Genomic DNA, 20187 nt, shown 5'->3' on the forward strand with positions numbered 1-20187 from the left:
GTTACTGTTAAATCTTTTGGAGTGTTTTTGGAGGAGAAAGTTTTGGATATATATAGTAATATTTCTGTATTAAAAGGAGTAGGCCCTAAGTCTATGGAAAAATTGAATAAATGCGGTATTTTTAATATATTAGATATTTTATTGTATTTTCCACGAGACTATGAATTTGTGGATAGTAATGTTGATTTTGAAAATATTACAGGTGAAGATAAGCAAATATTAAAATGCGAAGTTGTAAGCTTTGGGAGAGATATAAGAACCAAAAGCAGAAAAATTTTAACAACTATTGAGTTTAATTATAACAATCATAAAGTGGCAGGAAAGTGGTTTAATCAGCCATATATAAAGAATTCTTTTAAATTAGGGCAGATATATAATTTGATGGGAAAATTTAAAAGAATAGGTAATACTTTAGAAGTGGTGAACCCAACAATTACTTGTGAAGAAGCACTTTCGAGTGAAATAATTCCCAAATATCCTTTAAAGGGTGATATAAGCAACAAGTTGCTTGAAAAATTAATTAATGAAATTTTAGCAGTTATGAAAATAAAAGAAAATCTTCCTAAAAACATAGTGGAAAAATATTCCTTGATTTCGCTAGATGAAGCAATAAGAAGTATACATTTTCCAGAAAATAAAGAGTTTTTAGATAAAGCAATAATACGATTGAAATTTCAAGAATTATTTACGTACTCAATGAAATTATTATTATTAAAGTATAAAATTAAAAAAAATAACACAGGTATATATTTTGAATGGGCTAAAGAGCTAAATATTTTTAAGGAAAGATTGCCATTCCCACTTACTAATGCTCAAACTAAAGTTATTCGTGATATTCTCAGGGATCAAAAATCAAATTATTCTATGAACAGATTAATTCAAGGTGATGTTGGGAGTGGTAAGACTATAGTTGCATTAATAGCTATTTTTAATGTGATTAAAAATGGATATCAATGTGCGTTTATGGCTCCAACTGAAATTCTTGCAAATCAGCATTTTGAAGAAGCTAAAAAAATTTATAAAGATTTTGATGTTGCAATAGAGCTATTAACTGGATCAACATCAACAAAAGAAAAGCAAAGGATTAAGGAAAGAATTAAAAGTAATGAAACTATTTTATTAATAGGAACTCATGCATTATTCCAAGATGATGTTGTATTTTCAAAATTAGGGCTAATAGTTACTGATGAGCAGCATAGATTTGGAGTTGAGCAAAGAAGCAAACTTATAAACAAGGGAAAAAGAGCAGATTGCTTAGTTATGACTGCAACACCAATTCCAAGAACATTAGCGCTATATCTTTACTCGGATTTAGATGTTTCTATAATAGATGAATTACCTCCAGGAAGGAAAAAGATAGATACAAGATTTTATTTGGAAAGTAAAAAATATATTGCATATGATTTAGCTTATGATGAGGTTAAAAACGGGAGACAAGTATATATTGTTTGTCCACTTATTGATGAAGATGAAAAAGAATTGCTAAATTCAGTGGAAACTGTTTATAATAACCTTACAACAGGAGTATTTAAAGAATTTGATGTTCAGATTCTTCATGGAAAAATGAAATCATCAGAAAAAGATGAAATAATAAAGAAATTTAAAAACAATGAAATTAATGTTTTGATTTCAACAACTGTTATTGAAGTTGGAGTTAATGTTCCAAATGCATCTGTAATGATTGTGGAAAATGCTGAAAGATTTGGACTTTCGCAATTACATCAATTAAGGGGAAGAGTTGGAAGAGGTGAATACTCTTCATATTGTATACTAATTGCAAATGCTAAGAGCAATGTGACTAAAAAAAGAATGCAGATAATGACTGAATCAAGTGATGGATTTTTAATATCGGAAAAAGATTTAGAGTTAAGGGGTGCAGGTGAAATGTTTGGAAAGAAACAAAGTGGTAATGAAGGCTTTGTACTTGCTGATCTTTATGAAGATATGAAGATTTTAAGGTGTGCAAAATTAGAAGCAAATAGTATAATACAAAATGAATCAGGAATAAATTCTGAAATAATAACGGAATTGAGTAAGAATTTAGAAAAGACTAGTAAGTATATTTGTTTTAATTAAATTGAAAAAATGTATGTAAATATGTTAATATATAAAATATATAGCTTAGAAGGAGAAAGAAATGAGAATAATTGCAGGAAAAGCAAGAGGACACAAATTGATACCTCCAGCTACAATGGAAACAAGACCTACTTTAGATAGAGTTAAGGAAGCTATGTTTAGCTCGATTCAATCATATATACCAGAAGCTGTTGTTGTTGATGTTTTTGCTGGAACAGGAAGTTTGGGATTAGAAGCTGCAAGCAGAGGAGCAAATGAAGTTTATTTATTTGATAAAAGTTCAACAACTTTTCCTCTATTAAAGCAAAATATTGAGAATCTTAAATTTCAAGATTTTTGTTTTCCAATAAATACTGATGCGTATTCAGGACTTAAAAAATTAGCAGATAAGGGAAAGAAATTTGATATAATATTTATAGATCCACCTTATTGCAAAGAAATGATTCCTGAAGCTATGAAAATTCTAAAGGAAAATGAAATGTTAAAAGAGGATGGAATAATAGTTACTAAAATAGATACAATTGAAGAAATATATGAAGGTTATGAAAATATAAAACTAATTAAGAGTAAAAAATATGGGAATACAACTGTATGCTATTATAAGTATGAGGAGAAATAAATAATGAAAATTGCAGTATATCCAGGAAGTTTTGATCCAATAACTAATGGACATCTTGATATAATTAAGCGAGGTGCTAAGGTTTTTGATAAAATTATAGTGGCGGTACTAGTTAACGTTGATAAAAACTATCTTTTCAGCATTGATGAAAGAGTTGAATTAATAAAAAAAGTTACAAAAAATATAAGTAATGTTGAAGTTAGAAGTTTTGATGGATTGTTGGTAAATTTTTTAAAGGAATGTAATACTAATGTTATTTTAAAAGGGTTAAGAACAACCTTTGATTTTGAATATGAACTACAAATGGCATTTATGAATAGTGAATTAGATGGAAATATTGAAACTGTATGTATGATGTCTTCTTCTAAAAATTTACATATTAGTTCTTCGTGCGTTAAACAAGTAGCAAAATTTGGTGGAAATATTGAAGGGCTTGTTCCAAGTGAAATTGTCTCGGATATAATGAGTAAAATGAGTAGCTAAGGAGGGGTTTTATGGAAAATATGAGCGTAAATATTATAGAATTATTAGAGTATCTGCAAGATTTGGTAGAAAATTCGCCAAAAGTACCTATGAGCGGAAAAGTGATGATAGATAAGCGAGAACTTATAGAGGTAATAGACCAAATTATAAATTATTTACCAGAGCAATTAAAAAAAGCTGAATGGGTAATGAATGAGAGAGAACGAATTTTAAATGAAGCTAAAAAAGAATATGATTCGGTTAGAAAAGAAACTATGACTATGATGAGGCAAAATGTTGAGAATCATGACATTGTAAGGGAAGCGAAGCTAAGAGCGCAAGAAATTACATCTGCAGCACAACGTGATGCTAAGGCTATAAGATTAGGTTCTAGAGATTATTCAGATGAGATATTAACTGAATTAGATAGAGAAATTGAAGCACAAAAAATGAAGCTTATAAAGAGTCTCCAAGATAGTTTTGAATCTGTAGCTAAGGAAATTGATTTAAATTTAACTGGAACATGTGATATGATAAAAGATAATGTTAAAGAATTACGTAACATGAAAAAATAAATACAGGAATAATTTGATTTATTTTATTAATGAAAGCGGCTGAATAGAATTTACTCAGCCGCTTTCATTATGTTTTAATTTCTTGAGTGATTTAGTTTACTAATGATCTTTAGAAAGATTGTTAAGAAAATTAAAATAAGTATTGGATAAAAATAAGAATAAACATTTATATATTGATTAACTTTAATTTTGGATACATATATGCTTGATGGAATTAACTTAAATAGCACATAAGTGATAAAGAAGCTAATAACACCTTGAACTATTTTGAAAAATATATATTTATAATAATTTATTTTTGTTTCACTTACAAAAGAACTAACTTGAGCAATTACTGCTAATCCGGAAAACGAACATAAAAAACTTATAATTCCTAGTTTAAGATTAAGTGAAAGAGGAAGGGATGCTGTAAGATTACAGCCATTTGTCATTTCAATGCTTCCTAAAAATAGGCAATATAAAGTGCCTAAAGGTAAACTAAATAGAGATTCTAAGTGTTTGAAAATATTACAAATATAGATGTTATTTTTGACAAGGCATATAATAACCGAGAAAATTATAATGAATCCACCTATAGAAAAAATAGTATTTATTGCATTTTGCACTGAATTTTTTATGGCAATACCAAAGTTAATAGTTTCAGTTTTAGGTTTACTTATTGAATTTGAGTTTTGTACGCATTTCTTTTTCTTTAATATTAATCCTATAAGTATTGCTGATAAGTAATTCCCAGTAAGTAAAATATATCCTAAAAATATATTCCCTAGTAAAGTTCCAGCAACAGATCCAATTAAAAAAATGGGACCAGCATTAGAAGCTATATTTAATAATCTTTCGTATTCATCTGTTTCTATGTATTTCATAGAATATAAATCAACACAATATTTTGCACCTAATGGATAACCGCATAAAAAACTTGCAACAATTGGAAAGGAGCAGTTTTTAGAAAGCCCTAATGGCTTGCAAATTAGTGGACCAAGAATTTTAGAGTAGAGGCTTATACCATCATAATATATTAATAAATTACAAATGACCAAAAAAGGAAAGGTGGTTGGTAATACAGATTTATACCACAATTTGCATCCTTCAATTGCAGCAGAAATACAAGTATTTAGATTTACTAAAAAAAGAAGAATAAAAATTGAAATAAATATACAAAAAATAATATTTTTTTGAACATTAAGAAGTCTAATTAAAAGAATAGTAAAAGTTATAATTAAAAACCACAAGATAGTAATATATATCATCAAATCACTCCAATCAATAATATATATTCTTGTGGTTATGTAAAATATTACTTGAATATGATAGGGCTTTTTAAATAGTCATCCATAGGATTTACCTTAGGTTGTAGAATAGAATATGCTTTTGTTCCTAAGATATCAATTTTTAGATGGTCGCATAAATTGTTTTTAGGAACCTTAGTGATAATATCTGTACATCCTTTTATTCTTTTTAGCATATTTTGTCCTATAGTATTAAAAGCAAGAACTCTGGCATATGGTACTGGCATTTTCGATAAAGCAAATAGATTAAAATTCTCGAGATTTAAGAAGCATTGAGTTAGTATTCGATTAATTCTGGTATAAGTGTATCTTTTGCTTTTGATTTTTAGAATAAATTCATCTAAAGAGTTTGAATTTATTATTTCTTTAAATATTTTATTATCCAAGCCTTCAGAAATATCAGGTAAATTCATTAGGCATTTGTCATTTGTAAGTAATTTATATTTTATAAATTTAAACATATCTTCTTCAAAAACAAAACGATAATCTGAATGGGATAAATCACTTAAAAAATCATGGCTAGCTTTAGGTATTAATGAAGCAAGTTCATGTAATGAATTTGACTTAAGATGATTTCTTATGGAGGTAGCTGAAACAAAAGAATGATTTAAAGAGGTATCATTATAGGATGCACCTTCTCTTTTTAGTGTCATTGGAGTAATAGTGCTGTTTAGGGTTATTAAGGCTTTTAAATATTCAATTCCTAATATATTATTTGAATTTGATAATACATTTAAAATATCATCAGAAGCTAAATAATCCGATAGTGCATTTGCTCTGCTTATGTGAAAAGGCAATCCTAAATGTAAGTTGTTTTTTAACAGATTTCTATATTCTTGTGGTTCTGTGACTAAAGTTTTTGCAACAGTTTGTAATTTATTTATACTCCCTTCCTCACTTCCGAAATATAAATAATCCACAATTCCTAAAGAATTAAGAAGAGATACACTTCCAAAGGCAAAGTGTTCTGCAGAGGATATTGAATAAACTAAGGGTAACTCTAAAACTAAATCAACACCGTTTCTAACTGCCATTTCAGCTCTCTTCCATTTATCAACAATGCTTGGGATTCCTCTTTGCATAAAATTACCGCTCATTACGCAAACTATACCATCTGAATTAGTTTCCTGCTTTGCTTTAGTAAGATGATACTCATGCCCTTTATGAAAGGGGTTATATTCAGCGATTATTCCTGTGATAATTATAATCATCTCCTTTTTATTTAAACATAATTATTGTATGGAGGCTTCAGTTTAACAATATGGTAATTATAGCATATTCATAAAGCAGCATGTAAATAATTATTTATGGGTAAAGTATAATATATTTTCCTATTAAGAGACTAAAATAATATAAAAAGTCATTGTTAAAAAATATACTTTTTTGATTTTTCAAGATTTACAAAGAGTTTTTAAAATAATCAGAAAAGTGTAAAAAAAGAAAAAGTTCAATAGAGTATATAAAAGATATCTTATTTGCTAAAAATTAATGCAATTTGCTGGTGTTTTCAGTTTTAGAGGCTATTTTCAGTAATAAAAAAATAGAAAGTAGCATGAAATTATTCTAAAAATAGCAGGATTTATATATATATATTGTTTAATTTAAAACTGAAAATAAGTTTTGATAATTGACAGCAAAAAAAATTAAAAATTAATTTTAATTGTTAAAAAATATACTTTTACTATATCAGTATTTTATATTATTATTGTCTGATAATTTAGATTATTGCTAATCTAAAGATTTTTATTTTATAGAGATTTTTTGTTGAAAACACCGTTAATAAAGGAGTATATTAATATTAGAGATAGGATAGATATAGAGAGGAGACAAAGACACATGGACCTTATGAAAAAAATATGGGCAGCAGCTCAATCTGATAAAAGAAGAATCGTTCTTCCGGAGGGAAATGAAGAAAGAAATATTGAGGCTGCAGGAAAAATACAAGAATTAGGACTAGCATATCCAATTTTAATTGGTGGGAAAGACGAAATAGAAGCTAAAGCAAAGGAATTGGATGTAGACTTATCTGGAATTGAAATTATAGATCCAGAGAAATCGGAAAACTTAAACAAGTATATTACAGCCTTTTATGAATTAAGAAAAAGTAAAGGTGTAACTATGGAAAAGGCTGATAAAATTGTAAGAGATCCTCTATATTTCGCTACAATGATGGTTAAACTAGATGATGCAGATGGAATGGTATCTGGAGCAGTTCATACAACTGGAGATTTATTAAGACCAGGATTACAAATAATAAAGACAGCACCAGGTGTATCTGTAGTTTCAAGTTTCTTTATAATGCAAGTGCCAGGATCTACTTATGGAGAACAAGGAACTCTTATATTCTCTGACTGTGCAGTTAACCCAAATCCAAATGAAGACCAATTAGCCGCTATTGCTATTGCAACGGCTGAAACAGCAAAGAGATTATGTAACATGGATCCTAAAGTAGCAATGCTGTCATTCTCCACAATGGGAAGTGCAGATAATGAATTGGTTGATAAAGTTAGAAATGCAACACAAAAAGCAAAAGAAATGAGACCAGATTTAGATATTGATGGTGAACTTCAATTAGATGCAGCAATTGTTAAAAAAGTAGCTGATCAAAAGGCACCAAATAGTAAAGTAGCAGGAAAAGCTAATGTTTTAGTATTCCCAGATTTACAAGCTGGAAACATAGGTTATAAATTAGTCCAAAGATTTGCAAATGCAGAAGCTATTGGGCCTATTTGTCAAGGCTTTGATAAACCAATAAATGATTTATCAAGAGGATGTAGTTCAGATGATATCGTAAATGTTGTTGCATTAACTGCTGTACAAGCGCAAAACAATAAATAGTATTAAGGATAAGTTCATTTTAAGGGTAACTAGGAAAGTATATTTAAGGATAAAGGAGAAAAAATATGAAAGTATTAGTTATAAATTGTGGTAGTTCTTCATTAAAATATCAACTTATAGATATGAGCAATGAAGAAGCATTGGCACAAGGACTTGTTGAAAGAATAGGAATTAACGGTTCAATACTAACTCAAAAGGTTGAAGATAAAGACAAATATGTTGTTGAAACACCACTTAAAGACCATCAAGATGCAATTGAACTTGTTTTAAAATGTCTAGTTGACGAAAAGCATGGCGTAATAAAATCTATGGATGAAATAGCTGCTGTTGGACATAGAGTAGTTCATGGTGGTGAAAAATATGCTACTTCAGTTTTAATTGATGAAACTGTAATTAAGAATCTTGATGAATTTACAAAACTAGCACCGCTTCATAATCCACCAAATATAATTGGAATTAATGCATGTAAGGCTCTTATGCCAAAAACTCCAATGGTAGCAGTATTTGATACAGCGTTCCATCAAACTATGCCTGAAAAAGCATTTATGTATCCATTACCATATGAGTTATATGAAGAAGATCATATTAGAAGATATGGTTTCCATGGAACATCTCATATGTATGTAGCTGGAGAAATGGCAAAATGGATGAATAAGGATATAAAAGATCTAAAAATTGTTACTTGTCATATAGGTAATGGAGTAAGTGTTACAGCTGTTGAAGGTGGAAAATCTGTAGATACTACAATGGGATTCACTCCTTTAGATGGAATTATAATGGGATCTAGATCTGGAAGCATCGATCCAGCTATAGTTACTTATTTAGTAAAAGAAAAAGGATATTCTATAGATGAAGTAAATGATATATTAAATAAAAAATCAGGAGTTTTAGGAATATCAGGAATAGGAACAGACTTTAGAGATATTAGAAGTGCTGTAGAAAATGATAATGATCCTAGAGCATTACTTGCTATGGATATATTTGGATATCAAGTCAAGAAACAAATTGGTGCTTATGCTGCAGTAATGGGCGGAGTAGATGCAATTGTGTTTACTGCTGGAATTGGTGAACATGCTCCGGAAATTAGATCAAGAGCATTAACTAATATGGAATTTTTAGGAATAGAAGTAGATTTAGAAAAGAACGAAAGTCATAATATTGGCGATGGTATGGAAATTTCTAAAGAAACTTCAAAAGTAAAAGTAGTTGTAATACCTACTAACGAAGAATTAATGATTGCTAAGGAAACTTTAGCATTAGTTTAATTAGATATATAAATAATAATGAATAATTAAGGGAGAAATTACTATGTGAGTTCGATCTTGATTATTCATTATTTATTATTTATTCTTAATCAATTATCATAAATACCTTGACTTTTTGGCACTCAATTTATATAATAAGTTGTGTTTGTTTTATAAATTTATGTGCTAAGGAGTGAAAAGGGGAAAGTAGTATATAATTTACAAATAAGTATATTATATAAATAGTTACCCTGTGATTTTATGAAAGTACAAATTTCAGACATTGTTTCTGGTAAAGATAGAAGCAAGAAAATTGATTATGAATTTGAGATACCTACAATTAACTTCGAAGGAGATGAAATTAAACCTATAGGCTCTTGTGAAGTTGTTGGAACAATTTCAGCAGATAAGGATATACTTTTAGTAAATGCTAAGATTAAAGCTAAGCTGGAAATGGTATGTTCAAGATGCTTAGATACCTTTATCTATCCAATAGATATTGATATAGAAGAAAGGTTTACAACAAATAGGAACAGTGAAGATGACGAAGCTATTGTTGTAATGGATGATGTTTTAGACATCACAGAAATTGTTGAAACTAGTATAATTTCAACATTACCTATTAAAAGAGTTTGCAAGAATGACTGCGAAGGGCTTTGTCAAGAATGTGGATGCAATTTAAATCATGATTCATGTTCGTGTCAAAAGGAAGACGTAGATATACGCTTTGAAGCCTTGAGAGGTTTGTTTGATAATAAGGAGGTGTAATGTATGGGTTGTCCAGCAAGAAAATCAGGGAAATCAAAAGTTAGATCAAGAAGATCTCAAACTTTTAAAGCTAGTTTACCTGGCATAGTTGAATGTCCACAATGCCACGAAATGAAACTTGCTCATAGAGTATGTAAAAATTGTGGTTATTACAAAGGTAAGGAAGTTGTAGCTTCTGAAAAATAAGAGAAAGTCTTTATGACTTTCTTTTGTTATATATAGAATAATTAAGTATATAAGTATAATGATTGGCTTTAGGCAAGGGGAAAGGAGATATTGCTATGAAGATAGCTATTGATGGAATGGGTGGAGATAATGCGCCAGTAGCTGTAGTACAAGGCGCAATAGATGCACTAAAAGAATATGACAATATCGAATTATATATTACTGGCCCAGAAGAATTGATAAACGCAGAGTTAGAAAAGTATACTTATTCAAAAGAAAAAATTAATGTAATAGATGCAAAAGAAGTAATTTCGCCTAATGAACATCCTGTTATGGCATTGCGAAAAAAGAAGGATTCTAGTATTGTTAAAGCATTAGAATTAGTGAAAGATGGTGTTTGTGATGCTATAATTTCAGGAGGAAGCACAGGTGCTTTTCTAGCTGGTTGTACTTTGACTATTGGTAGAATTAAAGGCGTAGAAAGACCTGCGCTTGCACCTATTATGCCAGGCAGACATGGAAGCTTTATGATAGTGGATGTTGGTGCTAATGTTGACTGTAAACCACAATTTTTAGTGCAGTTTGCAAAAATGGGCAAAATATATTATGAAAAGGTTTTTGACGTTAAAAATCCTAGTGTTGGACTTATTAATATTGGTGAAGAAGAAGAAAAAGGAAATGAACTTACTAAAGCAGCTTTTAAATTGCTGAAAGAAGAAAAAAATATTAACTTTAAAGGGAATGTTGAACCTAGAGAAATACCAGGAGGTAATACTAATGTTTTGGTTTGCGATGGATTTGTCGGAAATACAGCTTTAAAAATGTATGAAGGGTCAGCGTCAAGTATTTTAGGAATAATAAAAGATGAAGTACTTAAATCATCAATTACGTCCAAATTAGGGATATTGTTATTAAAACCTGTATTAAAGAATTGTCTAAAAAAATTTGATTATAAGGAATATGGAGGGGCACCATTTTTGGGCGTTAATGGAATTTGCATAAAAGCTCATGGTAGTTCTGACGGAAAAGCCTTTAAAAATGCTATTAGACAAACCAAGATATTTTATGAAAAAAGAGTATTAGAAGACATGAAAAATGAATTTTGTAGTGAAAATTAATAAAATATATTGAAACTTATATTGACGATTTAAACAATATATACTATTATCTAAATGTAGAACTTGGGAGGTGAAATGAATGTTTGAAAAAATCCAAGCAATTATTGCTGATAAGTTAAGTATCGATGTAGAAAGCGTTGTTATGGAAGCATCATTTATAGAAGATTTAAATGCGGACTCATTAGATATAGTTGAGCTTATAATGGCTCTAGAAGATGAACTAGACATGGAAATACCAGATGAAGACGTTGAAAACTTTAAAACAGTTGGAGATGTTGTAAATTACGTAAAAGCTCATCACGAAGAATAAGATAATCCCGCATTTGCGGGATTTTATATTTTCTTAATAAACTAGTTTATTCTTGAATTTGTTATTGTGGAAAATTATTATTTAGCAAGTTGAAGAATAAACTTCAAGGAGTGGAATACATGAATAGATATACACTTAGAGAAATAGAAGAAAACTTAGGGGTTTATTTTAATAATCCAACTTTACTAAAAACGGCGCTTACACATAGCTCTTTTGCAAATCAATTTAAAGATGCTGAGTATAATGAAAGACTTGAATTCTTAGGAGATTCAGTTTTACAGTTATGTATTACAGAACATCTTTTCAATAATTACAAGCATAAGAGTGAAGGTGAGCTAACAAAAATAAGAAGTTTAATAGTTTGTGAGAACTCTCTTTATGAAATAGCAAAAAAAATAAATCTTGGGAATTATATTAGGATGAGTAAAGGTGAAGAACTCACAGGAGGAAGAGAAAGAATATCCATACAGGCAGATGCAGTTGAAGCTGTAATTGCTGCAGTGTATTTAGATAAAGGAATTGGCTTTGTGAGGGATTTTATTTTACTTCACTTTGAAGAAGTGATAAATAAGGCTATAAATAACAAAATAGTTTTAGATTTTAAAACAAAACTTCAAGAACTTCTTCAAAAGGATGGAGAGGTAGCAATTCATTATGAACTAGTAAAGTATGAAGGACCACCTCATAGAAGAAAGTTTTATACTAACGTAAAAATTGATGATAAACTCATGGGTGAAGGTTCTGGTTATAGCAAAAAGGAATCTGAACAAAATGCGGCTAAACAAGCTTTAGATATGTTGGAAGGTATACATGAGTAAAAGTTATTATATAATACCTATATTTGTACCACATGAAGGATGTCCTCATAATTGTGTATTTTGTAATCAGGATAGAATAACAGGGGTTGACGAAGAGGTTACAGCAAAAATAGTAATAAATACAATAAATGATTACTTAGATACAATACAAAATAAAAATGCAATTATTGAGGTTTCGTTTTTTGGAGGCACATTTACAGGCGTAAAAGAAGAAAAACAAAAAGAGCTTTTAACAGTAGCGAAAGAATTTAAGGATAAGAATCTTATTAATAAAATAAGATTGTCTACAAGACCAGATTATATTAATGATTATATTTTAACTTATCTGAAAGAATATGGTGTTGATATAATAGAACTAGGAGTTCAATCTTTGGATGAAGAAGTTTTAAGAAAGGCTGGAAGAGGTCATAGTGTTGATGATGTTGTGAATGCATCCAGATTGATAAAAAAATATAACTTCGTTTTAGGGCATCAAGTAATGCCTGGGTTACCTGGAGACACTTTTGAGAAGGATATAAAGACAGCTGAGAAATCAATTAGTATGAAACCTGATATTTGCAGAATATATCCATCTCTAGTAATAAAGGACACACCTATGGAGGAAATGTATAATCGTCAGGAGTATATTCCATATTCTTTAGAAGAGGCAGTGCATATAAGCACTATTATGTATGAGATTTATAGAAGAAATGAAATAAATGTAATACGAATTGGTCTTCAGCCTACAGAAAGTATAAATGAGGGGAAAGATATTGTAGCAGGACCATTTCATCCTTCATTTAGAGAACTTGTTGAGGGCAATTTAATAGTGGATAAGATTCTTGAAAATATGGGGGCTGAAAAAAGCGCTACGCTTTATATTAATCCTAAAGATATAAGTAAGCTTTACGCTAATAAAAAAATCTATTTTAATAAGCTTAAAATGAATAATAAAGAAGTTGTGGTTAAGCAGAGTGATGATATTGCTAGAGGATGTATAAAGTTATTTTTAAAGGATAAAGAATTGGATATAATATATTAGCGAGAGGACACTCTCGCTTTTATTTACAGTTAACAGTTATGAGCTTTTGTTAGTTATGAGTTATGAGTTATGAGTTATGGATAAAATCCCTACAGGGATTTTTGAAAAATATAATTTAAAGGAAAGCCGTTAGGCTTTTCGTCTCAAAACTCTTAACTCATAACTGATTTAAAGTTGATATTTATTATTCTATACTATAAACTAAGTTATAATGAAGGAGTGTATAATATGAGAAAAAGAACTAGGGAAAAAATGAGAATTGGAATGGCTATTTTCGTTATAATAATATTTATTATAGGATTAATACCTACTATACTTTACTGGTAAGGAGTGGGCATATGTTTTTAAAATCTCTAGAGATACGAGGATTTAAATCTTTTGCTGATAAAACGGAATTAAAATTTAGAAAAGGTGTTACAGCAGTAGTAGGACCTAATGGAAGTGGAAAAAGCAATATTTCAGATGCTGTAAGATGGGTACTAGGTGAACAAAGTATTAAAGTCTTAAGAGGCGGGAAGATGGAAGATGTAATTTTCGCAGGAACTCAATTTAGAAAACCTGTTGGACTAGCGCAAGTTTCATTAACTCTAGATAATAGTGATGAAAAATTAGCTACAGAATATAATGAGGTTACAGTATCTAGAAGAATATTTAGATCAGGTGAATCGGAATATTTGATAAATAATTCAAAATGCAGACTTAAAGATGTAACTAATCTTTTTATGGATACAGGAATAGGAAAAGAAGGGTATTCATTAATTGGACAAGGTAAGATAGAGGCTATATTAAGTGGTAAGCCTGAGGACAGAAGAGCGCTTTTAGAAGAAGCTGCTGGAATTGTAAAATTCAAAAATAGAAAAGAAGAGGCAGAAAAAAAATTAAGTAATACTGATGAAAATTTAGTTAGAATAAATGATATATTATCAACCTATGGAGAAAGAATAGAACCATTAAGAATTGAAAGAGAAAAGGCATTAGAGTTTAATGAATTATCTAAAGATTTAAAGAAAAAGGAAGTTTCTCTTATAGTTCATAATATAGATAAGATGGAAGCGGAATTAAAAAATTACAATGACGAATTAAATCTTAAAGTAAAAGAGATTGAAGATAAGCAAAAAGAATTAGCAGACGATAAGGTTAAGCTCAAAGAGTTAGAGTTTAAAATAGAGGAATTAGATAGAAAGAACTTAGAAGATAAAGAACAATATTACAATCTAAAAGAAATAGTAAGTGAAGATGAAAAAAGTATTGAGCTTTACCGTGAAAGAATTAAGGGCTTTGAAGAGCGCATTAACAGAAATAATTATGAATTAACTGATATTACAGTTAAGATAGAGCAATTAAAAGAAAATAAAATACTACTAGAGAATGAATTAGATAAAAGGTTAGAAGAACAAAAAGGTAAGAATGAGGCTATTGTAAAATTAGAAGAAGATAATATTAAAAGTTCGAAAGAACTTAAAGTTATTGAAGAGGAATTGAAAGTTTTAAAAGAGGGAGAATTCGAACTTTTAAGAAGTAATTCTGATATAAAAAATGAAATCACCATATTGAATAAGGATATTTCGCTTAGAGAGGAAAAGAGAGACACTTTAAATTCATCTATTTCATCGTTAGAGAGTAACATAGTAATTAATCTAGCAACTTATAAAGATTTAAGTGATGATATTGAAAATAGAAAAGATAAAATAAAACTATTAAACTTAAAAGTTGCAGAGGATAAGAAAAAAATAGGAATATTATCTGCTAATTTAACAAAAAAAGAAAATGAACTTAGAGAAGTAAATGGAAGTTTAACAAAGCTTGATGCAAATAGAGGAATGCTTGAAAATTTAGAGAAGCATTATGAAGGTTACAATAGATCTGTAAAATCTTTGATGGAGTCAATCCATAGGGACAGAATTGCTTCAGCTAGTGATACGAAAGTTCTAGGAGAAATTTTCTCGGTAGATAAAAAATATGAAATAGCTATTGAAATAGCATTAGGTGCAGCAATTTCCAATGTAATAACCAAAAATGAAGAAATAGCTAAAATTCTTATAGGATATTTGAAAAAGAATAATTTAGGTAGAGCAACATTTTTACCATTAAACATAATAAGAGGTAAAAAACTTGAATTAGATAAAAGTATTATTGGAGCTGCTGGTTATATTGGAATAGCAAGTGACATAATATCATATGATAAAGAGTATAGTAATATTATGGATTATGTACTTGGAAGAACTATAATTTGTAGTAATATGGACTGTGCCTTAAATATTGCGCGAATAGGAAGATATAATTATAGAATTGTGACCTTAGATGGAGAAATAGTAAATCCAGGTGGAGCTTTAACGGGTGGTAGCATAAAAGGAAAAAATTCTAATGTCCTAGGAAGAAAAAGAGAAATTGAAGAACTGACAAAAGAAATAGATAAAAAGAAAGAACACTATAGTGGATTAATAAAGTTCGTGCAAGAGTTAAAAGAAGAAATTAAGAATTTAGATGAAGGCATATTAAATCAAAGAGATGAGGCTCATGAAAAAAGTATAGAATTAACTAAAAAGGAAAGTGAAATTAAATCTTTACAAAATGATACTGATGCTTTGAGAAGAAACTTAGAAATAACAAAAGAAGAAATTAAGCGAATAGTAAATGAAAAAGAAAGTATTTTAGAAAAAGTCAAACTTAAAGAAGCTGAAATTGAATCTCTTGAAAGTGAAAATACCGTTAATAAAAGCAAAGGGATTGAATTAGAGCAATTAATGAAAGTTAAAGCTCAAGAAGTAAATGATAATGATACTAAATTAACAGAAATGAAGATTGCTAAAGCTACTTTAGATGAGGCTATTGAAAATAGAAAGAATGAATTTTTAAGAATAGAAAAAGAAATAAATGATTTTATTTCTAAGAATGGAATTTTAAATAAAGAAAATAGTGAAAATAAAAATAGTATTGAAAGTTTAAATTCAGACATTAAAGTTAAAAATAAAGAAATAGAAGAAAATGTTAATAAAATTAATGGACTAGAATTAAAATTTAAAGATGAAGAAATAATAAAAGAAAAGCTAAAACAAGAATTTAAGGAAAAAGATAATTTTATTAGTAATCTTTTAGATGAAGTAAGAGTAAAAGAAATAGAGGTTAATAAAAGAGAAGTAATTAAGGCTAAAAAGGAAGCAGATAAAGATAATGCTTATAATAAATTAAACGAAGAATTGGAATTGACTTATGCAGAAGCAATGGATATATGTGAAGCAGTAGAAGATGAGGAAAACTTAAAGCAAGAGATTACTACTACAAAAGGAAAAATAACAAGACTAGGAATTGTAAATTTAGCTGCTATAGAAGAGTATGAGGAGATAAAGGAAAAATATGAATTTATGTCTGCTCAAGCAGAAGATTTAGAAAAGGCTAAAAAAGAATTAAATGAAGTTATTCAAGAAATGACAAATGAAATGAAAATTTTATTTAAAGAGAATTTTAAAATTCTTAATTATAACTTTAATGAAACATTTAAGGACTTATTTAAGGGTGGAAGTGCAGAACTTATTTTAGGGGAAGGCGATGAGCTAACAGCTAATATTGACATAAATGTAGAGCCACCAGGTAAAAAACTTCAGAATATTAATCTAATGTCAGGTGGAGAGAAGGTTTTATCAGCTATAGCATTACTCTTTGCAATATTAAAAATGAAACCAACACCTTTCTGTATATTGGATGAAATTGAAGCTGCTTTAGATGATGCTAATGTAGATAGATATGCGGAATTCTTAAAGATGTTCTCTACAAATACTCAATTTATAATTATTACACACAGAAAAGGTACAATGGAAGTCAGCGATATAATATACGGTGTAACTATGGAAGAAAAAGGTGTTTCAAAAGTTGTATCTGTAGACTTGACTGAAAATTATAATTAGGAGGAAATGAATTTGTTTGGAAATTTATTTAATAAATTAAAAGATGGGCTAACTAAAACTAGAGATGGATTAACAGATAAAATTAATGAGGCCTTAAAATTAGCGATAACAATAGATGAAGATTTATATGAGGAATTAGAAGAAATTTTAATCACATCTGATGTTGGTATGGATACTACAATAGACATAATAGAGAGATTAAGAAATAAAATACGTAAGGAAAAGATTAATGATCCTCAAGAAGTTAAACCAGCCCTAAAAGAAGTAATTAGGGAAATGCTCCTTGAAGGAAATTATGAAGATAATGAACAAGGGAAAAAAGTGATGCTTGTAATTGGTGTTAATGGAGTTGGAAAAACAACTTCTATAGGAAAGCTTGCAGCTAAAAATAAAGCAGAAGGTAAAAAAGTATTATTAGCAGCAGCAGATACGTTTAGAGCAGCAGCAATAGACCAATTAGAAGTTTGGAGCAATAGGGCTGAGGTTGATATAGTTAAACACCAAGAAGGTTCAGATCCTGCAGCAGTAGTATTTGATGCTATAGAAGCATCTAAGGCTAGAAATGTTGATTTGTTAATATGTGATACAGCAGGGAGACTTCATAATAAAAAGAATTTAATGAATGAACTTGAAAAGATAAATAGAATTATAGATAGAGAGTTAGAAGGTTTTGAGAAGGAGACTTTACTTGTTTTGGATGCAACAACAGGACAAAATGCTGTGATTCAAGCAAAACAATTTATGGAAGCTTGTCCTATTGACGGAATAATATTAACTAAGTTAGATGGTACTGCCAAAGGAGGAGTAGTTCTTTCAATAAAACAAAGTTTAAATATTCCAGTTAGATATATAGGTGTTGGTGAAGGTATTGATGATCTTCAAAAATTCGATGCAGAAGCTTTTGCAGAAGCTTTAATTTAGCAGTGCACAGTTTACAATTTACAGTTGGATGGGGAAATTCCAGACGGAATTTTTGCGAGTTTTGAGGTTGGATTTGATATTTCGTTCTTCGAATTTTATATTGTGAAACTGTGTAGTTGATTACATGAATTTTATTCTTGGAGTTTTAGTTATTAACTGATAAGTTAGCATTGGTAAAACACAAGGCTGAAAAAATAGCGCGAATTGAACATTGAAAATCGATAATTGATAATTGAAAAAAATAATTTTATAAGTGTTAAGTAAAAGTACTTGACACTTATAAAAAATCCTGTTAAAATCTCTTTTGTGGGTAAGGTGATTAGAAATGGAAGATAGAGTTGAAATTTCATTGCTTATGGATTTGTATAGTTCATTATTAACAGAAAAGCAAAATGAAATTATGCAGTGGTATTATGATGATGATTTATCTCTGGCTGAAATAGCTGAACTTAACAAGACAAGTCGCCAAGCTATTCACGATTTAATTAAAAGATGTTATAAACAGCTTCTATCCTATGAAAGTAAGCTTCACTTACTTGAAAAGAGTATAAACAAAGAAAAAGAGATTATAAATTTTTTAGAGGATTTAAAAAATAAATATTCCATAGATGATAAGGATATTATAAAATATAAAGAAAAACTAGAAAATTTATAAGGAGGATGTAAACATGGCTTTCGAAGGATTAGGTGAAAAGTTACAGGAAACTTTCAGAAAATTAAAAGGAAAAGGAAAGTTAACTGAAAAAGATATTAAAGAAGCCATGAGAGAAGTAAAGCTTGCCTTGTTAGAAGCAGACGTTAACTATAAAGTTGTAAAGCAATTTATTTCATCTGTTAGTTCTAAGTGTGTTGGAGATGAAGTTCTTGCAAGTTTAACACCAGGACAACATGTAATAAAAATAGTTAATGAAGAACTTACTAATCTTATGGGTGGAAGTGAAAGTAAACTTAACTACAGTAGTTCAGGTCTTACTGTGATAATGTTAGTTGGTTTACAAGGAGCAGGTAAAACTACTATGTGTGGTAAGCTTGCATTAAATCTTAGAAAAGATAATAAAAAACCATTATTGGTTGCATGTGATATATACAGACCAGCTGCTATAAAACAATTAGAGGTAGTAGGAAAGCAAATTGAGATTCCTGTATTTTCAATGGGGGATAAGGTTAATCCAGTAGAAATTGCGAAAAACGGAATTGCTCATGCGAAAGAAAATGGTAATAATGTTGTTATTATTGATACTGCAGGTAGACTTCATATTGATGAAGAATTAATGCAGGAATTAAAAAATATAAAAGAAGATGTAAAGCCATCAGAAATATTATTGGTAGTAGATGCTATGACAGGACAAGATGCTGTTAATGTAGCAGAAAACTTTAATAATGATTTGGATTTAACTGGAGTTATTTTAACGAAGTTAGATGGTGATACTAGAGGTGGAGCTGCACTTTCAATTAAAAGCATAATTGATAAGCCAATTAAGTATGCTGGTGTAGGCGAAAAAATGAATGATTTTGAGGTGTTCCATCCTGATAGAATGGCATCAAGAATCTTAGGAATGGGAGATGTATTATCACTCATTGAAAAGGCTCAAGAGGCTATTGATGAAAAGGAAGCTGCAGATTTAGGTAAGAGAATGTTAAATCAAGAATTTAACTTTGAAGATTATCTAATGGCAATGGAGCAAATGAAAAAGCTTGGACCTTTAAATAAAATATTAGAAATGATGCCTGGACTAAATTCTAAAGAACTTCAAGGAGTTGACTTTGATAAGAGTACAGAGGCGCTAGATAGAACTAAGGCGATTATTCAATCTATGACAGCTAAAGAGAGAAGAAATCCTAGTCTTATATTGAAATCAGCTTCAAGAAAAGGCAGGATTGCTAAGGGATCAGGTGCAAGTGTGCAAGAAGTTAATAAACTCATGAAAGGCTATGAAATGATGAAGAAGAACATGAAACAGATGAAGTCATTTCAAAAGCAGGCTAAAAAAGGTGGATTATTTGGTAAATTACCTTTTTAGAGTTGAAATATATAATATAATTACCCTTTAAAGGAGGTGAAAT

Annotated in this window: 19 protein-coding genes; 17 read left to right on the forward strand and 2 right to left on the reverse strand. The window is 29.4% G+C overall.

Going from position 1 to position 20187, the window contains the following annotated elements:
• Positions 1–42 precede the first annotated feature (42 nt).
• From recG to L3B98_RS02585, 4 genes are all read left to right on the forward strand, one after another.
• Positions 43–2076, forward strand: coding sequence for an ATP-dependent DNA helicase RecG (recG, locus tag L3B98_RS02570; RefSeq protein ID WP_238915498.1), 2034 nt, complete (start codon positions 43–45; stop codon positions 2074–2076).
• 61 nt (positions 2077–2137) lie between these two features.
• A complete protein-coding gene (gene rsmD, locus L3B98_RS02575) occupies positions 2138–2695 on the forward strand; it encodes a 16S rRNA (guanine(966)-N(2))-methyltransferase RsmD (RefSeq protein WP_238915499.1) in 558 nt (185 codons plus the stop codon).
• Positions 2696–2698: 3 nt separating this feature from the next.
• A complete protein-coding gene (gene coaD, locus L3B98_RS02580; protein ID WP_238915500.1) occupies positions 2699–3178 on the forward strand; it encodes a pantetheine-phosphate adenylyltransferase in 480 nt (159 codons plus the stop codon).
• 11 nt (positions 3179–3189) lie between these two features.
• Positions 3190–3732, forward strand: coding sequence for a hypothetical protein (locus L3B98_RS02585; protein WP_015391394.1), 543 nt, complete (start codon positions 3190–3192; stop codon positions 3730–3732).
• A gap of 74 nt (positions 3733–3806) precedes the next feature.
• On the opposite strand, the gene ylbJ is transcribed toward L3B98_RS02585, so the two are convergent.
• The gene (ylbJ, locus tag L3B98_RS02590; protein WP_015391395.1) at positions 3807–4979 is read right to left on the reverse strand and encodes a sporulation integral membrane protein YlbJ; all 1173 of its coding nucleotides are present in this window, start codon (positions 4977–4979) and stop codon (positions 3807–3809) included.
• 47 nt (positions 4980–5026) lie between these two features.
• A complete protein-coding gene (locus L3B98_RS02595; RefSeq protein WP_015391396.1) occupies positions 5027–6229 on the reverse strand; it encodes a nucleotidyltransferase in 1203 nt (400 codons plus the stop codon).
• Positions 6230–6854: 625 nt separating this feature from the next.
• Here L3B98_RS02595 and pta point away from each other — a divergent pair.
• The 13 genes from pta to ffh all read left to right on the forward strand — a co-directional run bounded on the left by pta (position 6855) and on the right by ffh (position 20144).
• Positions 6855–7856, forward strand: a complete 1002-nt coding sequence (gene pta, locus L3B98_RS02600) for a phosphate acetyltransferase (RefSeq protein WP_015391397.1) — start codon at positions 6855–6857, stop codon at positions 7854–7856.
• 65 nt (positions 7857–7921) lie between these two features.
• Positions 7922–9121 (forward strand): acetate kinase, encoded by a 1200-nt coding sequence (locus L3B98_RS02605; RefSeq protein ID WP_015391398.1) that lies wholly within the window; start codon positions 7922–7924, stop codon positions 9119–9121.
• 240 nt (positions 9122–9361) lie between these two features.
• Positions 9362–9868: a DUF177 domain-containing protein gene (locus tag L3B98_RS02610; protein WP_077361131.1), complete on the forward strand. Its 507-nt coding sequence runs from the start codon at positions 9362–9364 to the stop codon at positions 9866–9868.
• Between the two features lie 3 nt (positions 9869–9871).
• A complete protein-coding gene (gene rpmF, locus L3B98_RS02615; RefSeq protein WP_015391400.1) occupies positions 9872–10054 on the forward strand; it encodes a 50S ribosomal protein L32 in 183 nt (60 codons plus the stop codon).
• Positions 10055–10149: 95 nt separating this feature from the next.
• Positions 10150–11151 carry a phosphate acyltransferase PlsX gene (gene plsX / locus L3B98_RS02620; RefSeq protein WP_238915501.1) on the forward strand — a complete coding sequence of 334 codons (1002 nt, stop codon included), beginning with the start codon at positions 10150–10152 and terminating at the stop codon, positions 11149–11151.
• Between the two features lie 79 nt (positions 11152–11230).
• Positions 11231–11461: an acyl carrier protein gene (acpP, locus tag L3B98_RS02625; RefSeq protein WP_009169140.1), complete on the forward strand. Its 231-nt coding sequence runs from the start codon at positions 11231–11233 to the stop codon at positions 11459–11461.
• Between the two features lie 119 nt (positions 11462–11580).
• Positions 11581–12279 (forward strand): ribonuclease III, encoded by a 699-nt coding sequence (gene rnc, locus L3B98_RS02630; protein ID WP_015391402.1) that lies wholly within the window; start codon positions 11581–11583, stop codon positions 12277–12279.
• Positions 12272–13300, forward strand: a complete 1029-nt coding sequence (locus L3B98_RS02635) for a radical SAM protein (RefSeq protein ID WP_238915502.1) — start codon at positions 12272–12274, stop codon at positions 13298–13300. Before rnc ends, L3B98_RS02635 begins: the two co-directional genes overlap by 8 nt.
• 228 nt (positions 13301–13528) lie before the next feature.
• A complete protein-coding gene (locus L3B98_RS02640) occupies positions 13529–13627 on the forward strand; it encodes a hypothetical protein (RefSeq protein WP_015391404.1) in 99 nt (32 codons plus the stop codon).
• An 11-nt stretch (positions 13628–13638) separates the two neighbouring features.
• Positions 13639–17202, forward strand: coding sequence for a chromosome segregation protein SMC (smc, locus tag L3B98_RS02645; protein ID WP_238915503.1), 3564 nt, complete (start codon positions 13639–13641; stop codon positions 17200–17202).
• Between the two features lie 12 nt (positions 17203–17214).
• Positions 17215–18123: a signal recognition particle-docking protein FtsY gene (gene ftsY / locus L3B98_RS02650; protein ID WP_015391406.1), complete on the forward strand. Its 909-nt coding sequence runs from the start codon at positions 17215–17217 to the stop codon at positions 18121–18123.
• Positions 18124–18448: 325 nt separating this feature from the next.
• Positions 18449–18778: a putative DNA-binding protein gene (locus tag L3B98_RS02655; protein ID WP_015391407.1), complete on the forward strand. Its 330-nt coding sequence runs from the start codon at positions 18449–18451 to the stop codon at positions 18776–18778.
• Between the two features lie 13 nt (positions 18779–18791).
• Complete coding sequence (gene ffh, locus L3B98_RS02660; protein WP_238915504.1) at positions 18792–20144, forward strand: signal recognition particle protein; 1353 nt, start codon at positions 18792–18794, stop codon at positions 20142–20144.
• The last annotated feature ends 43 nt before the right edge of the window (positions 20145–20187 follow it).

The sequence above is a fragment of the Clostridium sp. YIM B02555 genome (assembly GCF_022320955.1).
In the GTDB taxonomy this organism is placed as follows: Bacteria; Bacillota; Clostridia; order Clostridiales; family Clostridiaceae; genus Clostridium; species Clostridium saccharoperbutylacetonicum.